The sequence below is a fragment of the Flavobacterium ovatum genome (assembly GCF_040703125.1).
Taxonomy (GTDB): Bacteria; Bacteroidota; Bacteroidia; order Flavobacteriales; family Flavobacteriaceae; genus Flavobacterium; species Flavobacterium ovatum.
In genome coordinates this window covers 1119863-1134498 of record NZ_CP160035.1, presented here as the reverse complement: position 1 = coordinate 1134498, position 14636 = coordinate 1119863, and the positions used below count along the sequence as shown (strand labels likewise).

Below are 14636 nucleotides of genomic sequence, written 5' to 3'. Positions count from 1 at the left end.
TTTGCACTCTTTAAACTAAATAGTGTAATCTTTTTCAGATACTATTTATTACAATTAAAAGGTAAAATACCACAAGAATTTATAATATGGAAAACAATTACGGTTTGAACTTTTTTAGTAAAAAAGCAATTTTTATTACCTTTTTATTAGTAACATTATTTGTTTCTTCAATAATATCAGCTCAAGTGCCTATTTTCGAAAATCCAACCTACATAGATGGAAGTGGTACTGATAAAACTGCAGGTGCTAAATACATTTATTACAATGTTGTCACAGTTGACGGTGTTAAAGTGGATGCCGTTGTTACTATTAACGGTATAAAAGATGCTGTACTCGTAGATGTAGATAATGCAAATAATGGATCCGGCCTTCTTCTAAATAGATTTCAGCCCACGATAAAAACAACAAAAGATGGAGGTTATGTCGAGTTTATATTTGAATTTTATAAATCTGGAACTTATTTCACCTCTTCAAAACTTCTTGTTGAACTTAATTCATTTAAGTTAGAGGCCCTAGACATTGATGGTAACGAATATTTTGAAGCAATTATTCCTAGTACTGCCTATTACACCTTAAATACCCCTACAACTTTAACTGTATCTACTACAAAGACCCCACCTTTCACAAGGTTTCAAGGGGAAACTAGCTCAGTAGACCCGATTAAGATAACTGACACCCCCTACATTGCAGTAGTAAATTATCCAAATACCAACACTGTAAAATTTAGATATGGTAGATCAATTGGCAACTCTAATGTTAGACAATACTCATTAAGCTTCGGAGAAGTTTCATTTGACGTACCAACAGCACCAGTTGCAGTAAAGGATTCCAAAACTGATCAACCTACTGGAAACGTAAGTCTTAATGTAACATTAAATGACTCTGATGCAAACAATAATTTAGATAAAGGTACGGTAGACTTAAATCAAACATTATCTGGAGTTCAAAACTCATTAATTGTCTCAGGTGAAGGAACTTGGTCCGTTGATTCTGATGGGATGGTTACTTTTACCCCATTAGCAACATTTAAAGCTGACCCTACTCCTATCAAATACACTATTAAAGATACAACTGGACTTGTTTCAAACCAAGCCAGCATTACAATCACTTATGTCAAAGCTGATCTATTAATCCTTAAAATAGTCAATAATAGTTCTCCAAATTTTAGTGAAAATGTGATTTTTACTTTAAAAGTCACCAATAATGGTCCAAATAATGCAACTGGAGTAATCGTAGGCGACCTATTGCCTTCAGGCTACACTTATGTAAGTGACAATGGTTCTAGCAACTATAATTCTTCAACAGGAAAATGGACAATAGGTTCAATTGAAAATTCAGGAACCGCTACGCTAACTATTACTGCAAAAGTAAAAGCAACAGGGGCTTATGAAAATATTGCTTCCGTTTCTGGAAATGAATATGATACTGATTTAACTAACAATATTTCAAAATCCAAACCAACACCTAAACAATCAACGGTTACAATTACCACAATTGCAGCAAACTTCAAGGCACAATGTAATGGTTCTGGCAATACTACCGAATTAAATAATTGGCTAAGTACTCATGGTGGCGCTAGCGCAACAACAACTTGTTCTAATACATCAATAACTTGGACTCACGATTACACTGCTCTATCAAATTTATGTGGTGCTACAGGGTCAGCGACTGTAACTTTTACAGCTAAAGATAATTGTGGAAATACAGCAACGACAACAGCTACTTTTACAATCAGTGACGATATTTATCCAACTTTCACCAGTTTTCCTAATGGAAACACTAACAACCAACCATTATGTGAAAACATGCCAGCTTTAAAATTCACTAGTTACACTGAAGTTTCAGGGGACGGAAATATAAATACTTTTTTATTAAATGAAGTCTTTAAATTTCCAAACGTTGCACCAAATATCTATGCATTAGTAAAAATAAATGGATTACAAAATGCAACCGTTAAACTTTTAGATGATAATTCTAACAGTACTTCTACAGATGGTTTTACACCTCAAACAAATTTCTCAGTAAATGGAACGGGACAACAAGCATGGATCGAATATAAAATCGATTTTTATGATGCTACTACAAATGCGCTGGTAAATATGCCTTCATTTTATGCTAATTTTAGTGATATAGATGGAAATAATAATTTTGCTGAACAGAACTGGACTGAATTAACTGCAGATTATACTGTTGATAGTCCAACAGAATTAACGATCAGTAATAGTTCACAATGGATTGTTGCAACTGCAGGAACCACAGAATATAATGGAGTTTCAAATTCGAACCCACAAGTTAACATTTCTGCACGATACCAAGGTGTTACGGGTTTAATATTTAGAGTAGGTGTTATATCTAGAAATGGAAGTCAATCAGGTAATGGAAGACAACATAATGTTGAATTTGGTTGTTCTACAAACTACACAACACCATCAACAATCACTGATGAGATAACAGTAGAATGTGACAGTGTTCCCGCTGCAGAAACACTAACTGCTACTGATAATTGTGGAAATGCTGTAGTTACCTTTAATGAAGTAAAAACAAATGGTAATTGCGCAAACAATTACGTCTTAACTAGAACTTGGACCGCTACTGACGAATGTGGAAAATCAGTTAAAAGAATTTTAAAAATAAACGTAAAAGATACTAAAGCTCCAACTTGGACTTCAGCAGCAAGTTCTTTAAACAAAACTATTCAATGTAGTGATGCTAGCGGTTTGACTACTGCACAAGCTTTAGCTCCTGTTGCTACTGACAATTGTGGTGGAACAGTAACGTATACTAAAACATCTGGTACTTTTGTAGCGGGGTCTTGTGCCAATAGCGGAACATACACCAACACTTGGATTGCTAAAGATGTTTGTTTAAACACAAGCACTACTTTTACGCAAGTAATTACTATTATTGATAACACTGCTCCTACTTGGACTTCAGCAGCAAGTTCTTTAAACAAAACTATTCAATGTAGTGACGCTAGCGGATTAACTGCTGCACAAGCTTTAGCTCCTGTAGCTACTGACAACTGTGGTGGAACGGTAACATATACTAAAACTTCTGGTGCTTTTGTAGCGGGGTCTTGTGCTAATAGCGGTACATACACCAACACTTGGATCGCTAAAGATGTTTGTCTAAATACAAGCACTACTTTTACGCAAGTAATTACTATTATTGATAACACTGCTCCAACTTGGACTACTGTTGCAGAAAACCTAAACAGAACTATTCAATGTAGTGACGCTAGCGGATTAACTGCAGCACAAGCTTTAACTACTGTAGCTACTGATAACTGCGGTGGAACGGTAACATATACTAAAACTTCTGGTGCTTTCGTAGCAGGGTCTTGTGCAAATAGCGGGACATACACCAACACTTGGATCGCTAAAGATGTTTGCTTAAATACAAGCACTACTTTTACGCAAGTAATAACTATTATTGACAACACTGCTCCAACTTGGACTTCAGCAGCAAGTTCTTTAAACAAAACTATTCAATGTAGTGATGCTAGCGGTTTGACTACTGCACAAGCTTTAGCTCCTGTTGCTACTGACAATTGTGGTGGAACGGTAACATATACTAAAACTTCTGGTGCTTTCGTAGTAGGGTCTTGTGCCAATAGCGGGACATACACCAACACTTGGATTGCTAAAGATGTTTGTTTAAACACTAGTACTACTTTTACGCAAGTAATAACTATTATTGACAATACTGCTCCAACTTGGACTTCAGCAGCAAGTTCTTTAAACAAAACTATTCAATGTAGTGACGCTAGTGGATTAACTGCTGCACAAGCTTTAGCTCCTGTTGCTACTGACAATTGTGGTGGAACGGTAACATATACTAAAACTTCTGGTGCTTTCGTAGTAGGGTCTTGTGCCAATAGCGGGACATACACCAACACTTGGGTTGCTAAAGATGTTTGTTTAAACACAAGTACTACTTTTACACAAGTAATAACTATTATTGACAACACTGCTCCTACTTGGACTTCAGCAGCAAGTTCTTTAAACAAAACTATTCAATGTAGTGATGCTAGCGGTTTGACTACTGCACAAGCTTTAGCTCCTGTTGCTACTGACAATTGTGGTGGAACGGTAACATATACTAAAACTTCTGGTGCTTTTGTAGCGGGGTCTTGTGCTAATAGCGGGACATACACCAACACTTGGATTGCTAAAGATGTTTGTTTAAACACAAGCACTACTTTTACGCAAGTAATTACTATTGAAGATACTACAGCGCCAATATTCGAAACTCTACCTGCTGAAACATCAATTTCATACACTGCTACTCCTTCTTTCCAACAAGCAGTAGCAACAGATAATTGTAGTAATGTTACTTTAACATATAAAGACGTTGCTAGTACTCCAAACTGTAATGGATCTTATTCTATAACTAGAACTTGGACAGCTAAAGACTTATGTTTAAATATATCTACAGCAACGCAAACAATTAACATCAATGAAGCCAAAATTTTAGCTAAAAATGACATTGGAAATTCAGTTAATGGATTTACAGGTGGTACTTCATTTACTAACGTCTTAGGCAATGATACCTTTGACAATCAACCAGTACTTAATTCACAAGTTACAACTTCATTTGTTTCTTCAACAAATTCTGGAATTACTCTTTCTGGAACAAATGTATTAGTAGCACCTGGGACACCATCAGGTAATTATAGTTTAACATACAAAATATGTAGTGTTTCTGCTAATTGCGCTTGTTCAACAGCAACTGTATCAGTTAAAGTGTTTTCTGCTATTATCGATGCAATTGATGATGTTGCTACAACTCCTGTGAATGGTTTTGTGGGCGGAATAGCTTTCACTAATGTATTGGTGAATGATAAATTAAACGGAGTTCTTGTTGATCCAACTAAAGTGACTACTTCTTTTGTTTCTGCAACTAATGCCGGAATCACTCTTGTGGGAACTGATGTAAATGTTGTCGCAGGAACTCCTGCTGGAAACTATGAATTGGTTTACAAAATATGTGAAAACATAAATCCTCTTAATTGTGATGAGGCAAAAGTTACACTAACAGTAGCCAAGCCTGTTATCGATGCAATTGACGACGTTGCTCTAACTGCCGTTAATGGTTTTGTGGGCGGAACAGCTTTTACTAATGTATTGGTGAATGATAAATTAAACAATGTTATTGTAGATCCTGCTAAAGTGACTACTTCTTTTGTTTCTGCAACTAATGCCGGAATCACACTTGTTGGGACTGACGTAAAAGTTGCGCCTGGTACGCCAGCGGGTGACTATGAGTTGGTTTACAAAATATGTGAAAACATAAACTTAACTACGAACTGTGACGATGCAATTGTTAAAGTGAAAGTGTCTGCTGCAACTATCGAAGCTAATGATGATACTGCTCCTACTGCCGTAAACGGTTTAGCAGGTGGTACAGCTTTCACTAATGTATTGGTGAATGATAAATTAAACGGAGTTCTTGTTGATCCAACTAAAGTGACTACTTCTTTTGTTTCTGCAACTAATGCCGGAATCACACTTGTTGGAACTGACGTAAAAGTTGCGCCTGGTACACCAGCGGGTGACTATGAGTTGGTTTACAAAATATGTGAAAATATAAACTTAACTACAAACTGTGACGATGCAATTGTTAAAGTAAAAGTGTCTGCTGCAACTATCGAAGCTAATGATGATACTGCTCCTACTGCCGTAAACGGTTTAGTAGGTGGTACAGCTTTCACTAATGTATTGGTGAATGATAAATTAAACGGAGTTCTTGTTGATCCAACTAAAGTGACTACTTCTTTTGTTTCTGCAACTAATGCCGGAATCACACTTGTTGGGACTGACGTAAAAGTTGCGCCTGGTACGCCAGCGGGTGACTATGAGTTGGTTTACAAAATATGTGAAAACATAAACTTAACTACAAACTGTGACGATGCAATTGTTAAAGTGAAAGTGTCTGCTGCAACTATCGAAGCGAATGACGATACTGCTCCTACTGCCGTAAACGGTTTAGTAGGTGGTACAGCTTTCACTAATGTACTAGTGAATGATAAATTAAACGGAGTTCTTGTTGATCCAACTAAAGTGACTACTTCTTTTGTTTCTGCAACTAATGCCGGAATCACACTTGTTGGAACTGACGTAAAAGTTGCGCCTGGTACGCCAGCGGGTAACTATGAGTTGGTTTACAAAATATGTGAAAACATAAACTTAACTACGAACTGTGACGATGCAATTGTTAAAGTAAAAGTGTCTGCTGCTTCAATCGAAGCTAATGATGATACTGCTCCTACTGCCGTAAACGGTTTAGCAGGTGGTACAGCTTTCACTAATGTACTAGTGAATGACAAATTAAACGGAGTTCTTGTTGATCCAACTAAAGTGACTACTTCTTTTGTTTCTGCAACTAATGCTGGAATCACTCTTGTTGGAACTGACGTAAAAGTTGCGCCTGGAACACCAGCAGGTGACTATGAATTGGTTTACAAAATATGTGAAAACATAAACTTAACTACGAACTGTGACGAAGCAATTGTTAAAGTAAAAGTATCCGCTGCAACTATCGAAGCTAATGATGATACTGCTCCTACTGCCGTAAACGGTTTAGTAGGCGGAATAGCTTTCACTAATGTATTGGTGAATGATAAATTAAACGGAGTTCTTGTTGATCCAACTAAAGTGACTACTTCTTTTGTTTCTGCAACTAATGCCGGAATCACACTTGTTGGGACTGACGTAAAAGTTGCGCCTGGTACGCCAGCGGGTGACTATGAGTTGGTTTACAAAATATGTGAAAACATAAACTTAACTACGAACTGTGACGATGCAATTGTTAAAGTGAAAGTGTCTGCTGCTTCAATCGAAGCTAATGATGATACTGCTCCTACTGCCGTAAACGGTTTAGTAGGCGGAATAGCTTTTACTAATGTACTAGTGAATGATAAATTAAACGGAGTTCTTGTTGATCCAACTAAAGTGACTACTTCTTTTGTTTCTGCAACTAATGCCGGAATCACACTTGTTGGGACTGACGTAAAAGTTGCGCCTGGAACACCAGCGGGTGACTATGAGTTGGTTTACAAAATATGTGAAAACATAAACTTAACTACGAACTGTGACGATGCAATTGTTAAAGTAAAAGTATCCGCTGCTTCAATCGAAGCTAATGATGATACTGCTCCTACTGCCGTAAACGGTTTAGTAGGCGGAATAGCTTTCACTAATGTATTGGTGAATGATAAATTAAACGGAGTTCTTGTTGATCCAACTAAAGTGACTACTTCTTTTGTTTCTGCAACTAATGCCGGAATCACACTTGTTGGGACTGACGTAAAAGTTGCGCCTGGTACGCCAGCGGGTGACTATGAGTTGGTTTACAAAATATGTGAAAACATAAACTTAACTACGAACTGTGACGATGCAATTGTTAAAGTGAAAGTGTCTGCTGCTTCAATCGAAGCTAATGATGATACTGCTCCTACTGCCGTAAACGGTTTAGTAGGCGGAATAGCTTTCACTAATGTACTAGTGAATGATAAATTAAACGGAGTTCTTGTTGATCCAACTAAAGTGACTACTTCTTTTGTTTCGGCAACGAATGCTGGAATCACTCTTGTTGGAACTGACGTAAAAGTTGCGCCTGGAACACCAGCAGGTGACTATGAGTTGGTTTACAAAATATGTGAAAACATAAACTTAACTACGAACTGTGACGATGCAATTGTTAAAGTAAAAGTATCCGCTGCAACTATCGAAGCTAATGATGATACTGCTCCTACTGCCGTAAACGGTTTAGTAGGTGGTACAGCTTTCACTAATGTATTGGTGAATGATAAATTAAACGGAGTTCTTGTTGATCCAACTAAAGTGACTACTTCTTTTGTTTCTGCAACTAATGCCGGAATCACACTTGTTGGGACTGACGTAAAAGTTGCGCCTGGTACGCCAGCGGGTGACTATGAGTTGGTTTACAAAATATGTGAAAACATAAACTTAACTACAAACTGTGACGAAGCAATTGTTAAAGTAAAAGTATCCGCTGCTTCAATCGAAGCTAATGATGATACTGCTCCTACTGCCGTAAACGGTTTAGCAGGTGGTACAGCTTTCACTAATGTATTGGTGAATGATAAATTAAACGGAGTTCTTGTTGATCCAACTAAAGTGACTACTTCTTTTGTTTCTGCAACTAATGCCGGAATCACACTTGTTGGGACTGACGTAAAAGTTGCGCCTGGTACGCCAGCGGGTGACTATGAGTTGGTTTACAAAATATGTGAAAACATAAACTTAACTACGAACTGTGACGATGCAATTGTTAAAGTGAAAGTGTCTGCTGCTTCAATCGAAGCTAATGATGATACTGCTCCTACTGCCGTAAACGGTTTAGTAGGCGGAATAGCTTTTACTAATGTACTAGTGAATGATAAATTAAACGGAGTTCTTGTTGATCCAACTAAAGTGACTACTTCTTTTGTTTCTGCAACTAATGCCGGAATCACACTTGTTGGGACTGACGTAAAAGTTGCGCCTGGTACGCCAGCGGGTGACTATGAGTTGGTTTACAAAATATGTGAAAACATAAACTTAACTACAAACTGTGACGATGCAATTGTTAAAGTAAAAGTATCCGCTGCAACTATCGAAGCTAATGATGATACTGCTCCTACTGCCGTAAACGGTTTAGTAGGTGGTACAGCTTTCACTAATGTACTAGTGAATGATAAATTAAACGGAGTTCTTGTTGATCCAACTAAAGTGACTACTTCTTTTGTTTCTGCAACTAATGCCGGAATTACACTTGTTGGAACTGACGTAAAAGTTGCGCCTGGTACGCCAGCGGGTGACTATGAGTTGGTTTACAAAATATGTGAAAACATAAACTTAACTACAAACTGTGACGATGCAATTGTTAAAGTAAAAGTATCCGCTGCAACTATCGAAGCTAATGATGATACTGCTCCTACTGCCGTAAACGGTTTAGTAGGTGGTACAGCTTTCACTAATGTATTGGTGAATGATAAATTAAACGGAGTTCTTGTTGATCCAACTAAAGTGACTACTTCTTTTGTTTCTGCAACTAATGCCGGAATCACACTTGTTGGGACTGACGTAAAAGTTGCGCCTGGTACGCCAGCGGGTGACTATGAGTTGGTTTACAAAATATGTGAAAACATAAACTTAACTACAAACTGTGACGAAGCAATTGTTAAAGTAAAAGTATCCGCTGCTTCAATCGAAGCTAATGATGATACTGCTCCTACTGCCGTAAACGGTTTAGCAGGTGGTACAGCTTTCACTAATGTATTGGTGAATGATAAATTAAACGGAGTTCTTGTTGATCCAACTAAAGTGACTACTTCTTTTGTTTCTGCAACTAATGCCGGAATCACACTTGTTGGGACTGACGTAAAAATTGCGCCTGGAACACCAGCGGGTGACTATGAGTTGGTTTACAAAATATGTGAAAACATAAACTTAACTACGAACTGTGACGATGCAATTGTTAAAGTGAAAGTGTCTGCTGCAACTATCGAAGCGAATGACGATACTGCTCCTACTGCCGTAAACGGTTTAGTAGGTGGTACAGCTTTCACTAATGTATTGGTGAATGATAAATTAAACGGAGTTCTTGTTGATCCAACTAAAGTCACTACTTCTTTTGTTTCTGCAACTAATGCAGGAATCACACTTGTTGGGACTGACGTAAAAGTTGCGCCTGGAACACCAGCGGGTGACTATGAGTTGGTTTACAAAATATGTGAAAACATAAACTTAACTACGAACTGTGACGATGCAATTGTTAAAGTAAAAGTGTCTGCTGCAACTATCGAAGCTAATGATGATACTGCTCCTACTGCCGTAAACGGTTTAGCAGGTGGTACAGCTTTCACTAATGTACTAGTGAATGATAAATTAAACGGAGTTCTTGTTGATCCAACTAAAGTGACTACTTCTTTTGTTTCTGCAACTAATGCCGGAATCACACTTGTTGGGACTGACGTAAAAGTTGCGCCTGGAACACCAGCAGGTGACTATGAATTGGTTTACAAAATATGTGAAAACATAAACTTAACTACAAACTGTGACGATGCAATTGTTAAAGTAAAAGTATCTGCTGCTTCAATCGAAGCTAATGATGATACTGCTCCTACTGCCGTAAACGGTTTAGCAGGTGGTACAGCTTTCACTAATGTATTGGTGAATGATAAATTAAACGGAGTTCTTGTTGATCCAACTAAAGTGACTACTTCTTTTGTTTCTGCAACTAATGCCGGAATCACACTTGTTGGGACTGACGTAAAAGTTGCGCCTGGAACACCAGCGGGTGACTATGAATTGGTTTACAAAATATGTGAAAACATAAACTTAACTACGAACTGTGACGAAGCAATTGTTAAAGTAAAAGTATCCGCTGCAACTATCGAAGCTAATGATGATACTGCTCCTACTGCCGTAAACGGTTTAGTAGGCGGAATAGCTTTCACTAATGTATTGGTGAATGATAAATTAAACGGAGTTCTTGTTGATCCAACTAAAGTGACTACTTCTTTTGTTTCTGCAACTAATGCCGGAATCACACTTGTTGGGACTGACGTAAAAGTTGCGCCTGGAACACCAGCGGGTGACTATGAGTTGGTTTACAAAATATGTGAAAACATAAACTTAACTACGAACTGTGACGATGCAATTGTTAAAGTGAAAGTGTCTGCTGCTTCAATCGAAGCTAATGATGATACTGCTCCTACTGCCGTAAATGGTTTTGTGGGCGGAACAGCTTTCACTAATGTATTGGTGAATGACAAATTAAACAATGTTTTAGTTGATCCTACTAAAGTGACTACTTCTTTTGTTTCTGCAACTAATGCCGGAATCACACTTGTTGGGACTGATGTAAAAGTTGCGCCTGGTACGCCAGCGGGTGACTATGAGTTGGTTTACAAAATATGTGAAAACATAAACTTAACTACAAACTGTGACGAAGCAATTGTTAAAGTAAAAGTATCTGCTGCAACTATCGAAGCAAATGACGATACTGCTCCTACTGCCGTAAACGGTTTTGTGGGCGGAACAGCTTTCACTAATGTACTAGTGAATGATAAATTAAACGGAGTTATTGTTGATCCAACTAAAGTGACTACTTCTTTTGTTTCTGCAACTAATGCCGGAATCACACTTGTTGGAACTGACGTAAAAGTTGCGCCTGGTACGCCAGCGGGTGACTATGAGTTGGTTTACAAAATATGTGAAAACATAAACTTAACTACGAACTGTGACGATGCAATTGTTAAAGTGAAAGTGTCTGCTGCTTCAATCGAAGCTAATGATGATACTGCTCCTACTGCCGTAAACGGTTTAGTAGGCGGAATAGCTTTCACTAATGTACTAGTGAATGATAAATTAAACGGAGTTCTTGTTGATCCAACTAAAGTGACTACTTCTTTTGTTTCGGCAACGAATGCTGGAATCACACTTGTTGGGACTGACGTAAAAATTGCGCCTGGAACACCAGCGGGTGACTATGAGTTGGTTTACAAAATATGTGAAAACATAAACTTAACTACGAACTGTGACGATGCAATTGTTAAAGTAAAAGTATCCGCTGCAACTATCGAAGCTAATAATGACACTGCTCCTACTGCCGTAAACGGTTTAGTAGGCGGAATAGCTTTTACTAATGTACTAGTGAATGATAAATTAAACGGAGTTCTTGTTGATCCAACTAAAGTGACTACTTCTTTTGTTTCTGCAACTAATGCCGGAATCACACTTGTTGGGACTGACGTAAAAGTTGCGCCTGGTACGCCAGCGGGTGACTATGAGTTGGTTTACAAAATATGTGAAAACATAAACTTAACTACGAACTGTGACGATGCAATTGTTAAAGTAAAAGTATCCGCTGCAACTATCGAAGCTAATAATGACACTGCTCCTACTGCCGTAAACGGTTTAGCAGGTGGTACAGCTTTCACTAATGTATTGGTGAATGATAAATTAAACGGAGTTCTTGTTGATCCAACTAAAGTGACTACTTCTTTTGTTTCTGCAACGAATGCTGGAATCACACTTGTTGGGACTGACGTAAAAATTGCGCCTGGAACACCAGCGGGTGACTATGAGTTGGTTTACAAAATATGTGAAAACATAAACTTAACTACGAACTGTGACGATGCAATTGTTAAAGTAAAAGTATCCGCTGCAACTATCGAAGCTAATAATGACACTGCTCCTACTGCCGTAAACGGTTTAGTAGGCGGAATAGCTTTTACTAATGTACTAGTGAATGATAAATTAAACGGAGTTCTTGTTGATCCAACTAAAGTGACTACTTCTTTTGTTTCTGCAACTAATGCCGGAATCACACTTGTTGGGACTGACGTAAAAGTTGCGCCTGGTACGCCAGCGGGTGACTATGAGTTGGTTTACAAAATATGTGAAAACATAAACTTAACTACGAACTGTGACGATGCAATTGTTAAAGTAAAAGTATCCGCTGCAACTATCGAAGCTAATAATGACACTGCTCCTACTGCCGTAAACGGTTTAGCAGGTGGTACAGCTTTCACTAATGTATTGGTGAATGATAAATTAAACGGAGTTCTTGTTGATCCAACTAAAGTGACTACTTCTTTTGTTTCTGCAACTAATGCAGGAATCACACTTGTTGGGACTGACGTAAAAATTGCGCCTGGAACACCAGCGGGTGACTATGAATTGGTTTACAAAATATGTGAAAACATAAACTTAACTACGAACTGTGACGATGCAATTGTTAAAGTTTCTGTTTACATCCCTTCTATCTCTATTACAAAGGAAGGAACTTATGTTGATACTAACACTGATGGAAAAACAAACGTAGGAGATCAAATTAAATATACCTTTACGGTAAAAAACACTGGTGGTTCAATTCTAACAGGAATAACTGTAACAGACAACAAAGTAACTGTAAATGGTGGGCCAATAGGCTTGAATAGTAATGAAAGTGATACAAATACATTTTCAGCATTATATAATATAACTGAAGAAGACATCAACATAGGAGTTGTTTACAATTTAGCTTTAGCAAAAGGTACTCCTCCTGTTGGAAATCCTGTAACAGGAACTTCTACCGATCCAACACCTTGTACCACTTGTCCTAAAGATCCTGAATGTTTGGATTGTACAATGACGCCATTGTCTCAAAATCCTTCGATCTCGATTACTAAAGATGGTAGGTATGTAGATACTAACGGTGATGGAAAAACGAATGTTGGGGATAAAATCAACTACACATTCGTAGTAAAAAACACAGGAAACGTTACTTTAACTAATGTAACTGTAACCGATAATAATGCAGTAGTTTCTGGAGGTCCAATTGCAATTCTTGCTATAGGAACTTCTGATGACACTACATTCACTGCTACTCATACTCTTACACAAGAGGATATCAATGCAGGTATCGTTTACAACTTGGCAACTGCAACTGCGAAAGATCCTAAAGGAAATCCTGTAACGGGAACTTCTACCGATCCTACGCCTTGCACGACTTGTACTAAAGATCCTGAATGTTTGGATTGTACAATGACTCCATTGTCTCAAAATCCTTCGATTGCTTTAGTTAAAACTGCCGCTTTTGTAGACACAAACAATGATGGTTTTGCTCAAGTTGGAGAAAAAATAAATTATTTCTTCACAGTGAAAAATACTGGTGACGTGACTGTAATCAACATTAAAGTGACAGATCCACTAATTCCAAACATTAGCAACAATACTATTATTACTTTATTACCAGGTGATACTGATGCAACTATAAAAGGCACCTATGTATTAACTCAGGCGGATATTGACAATGGTAAAGTAATTAATACTGCTTTGGCTAAAGGTCAAGACCCTAAAGGAAATAATGTTCAAGATATCTCCGGAACAACAGTAGATAATGACACCAAAACAGAGACCCCTTTACAACAAAAAGGAATAATCTCTTTATTAAAAACAGGTGTCTTTGTCGATGAAAACAACGATGGTTTTGCACAAGCTGGTGAAAAAATACAGTATAACTTCAAAATTCAAAATACTGGAAATGTTACCCTATATAATATAAGTCTTTCTGATTTATTACCAGGAGTTGTCGTGACAGGAAGTCCAATCTCTATTTTAGCAATTGGAGAAATAAACACTACTGCTTATTATGCCACATACTCTTTGACTCAAGATGATATTAGATTCGGAACTGTTTCTAATCAAGCTTCTGTTATTGGTAAAACTAGATTTGGAGTAGATGTAACCGCGGTATCGTCAAGTACAAGTAGTTTTGAAGAAGAATCAACAGTAGTGGGTATCGTTGGTTGTGTTGTGGAGCCGTTAAAAGCGGTATCACCAAATGGTGATGGTGATAACGATGTGTTTTATGTTAGAGGGTTAGAATGTTATCCTGAAAACACAGTGCAAATCTATAATAGATGGGGTGTATTAGTATTCGAAAGAGAACAATACAACAATACCGACAGAGCATTTAAAGGAATTTCAGAAGGAAGAGTAACGGTAAGTCAGTCTTCAGAATTGCCTACAGGAACATACTATTACATTGTAAACTACAAAGACACTGATGCAGTATTACATCAAAAAGCAGGTTACTTATATTTAAATAGATAATCAATTTCTGAGAAAATGTCTTAGGTT

General features: G+C 37.6%; 1 protein-coding gene. It reads left to right on the top strand.

From position 1 onward, the window contains the following. Positions 1–86: 86 nt before the first annotated feature. Positions 87–14609, top strand: coding sequence for a gliding motility-associated C-terminal domain-containing protein (locus ABZP37_RS04905; protein WP_366186111.1), 14523 nt, complete (start codon positions 87–89; stop codon positions 14607–14609). Positions 14610–14636: the final 27 nt, after the last annotated feature.

Bases quoted from the DNA above. Each gene is read 5' to 3' on its own strand.
- ABZP37_RS04905 (WP_366186111.1), top strand. From the start codon at position 87: ATGGAAAACAATTACGGTTTGAACTTTTTTAGTAAAAAAGCAATTTTT.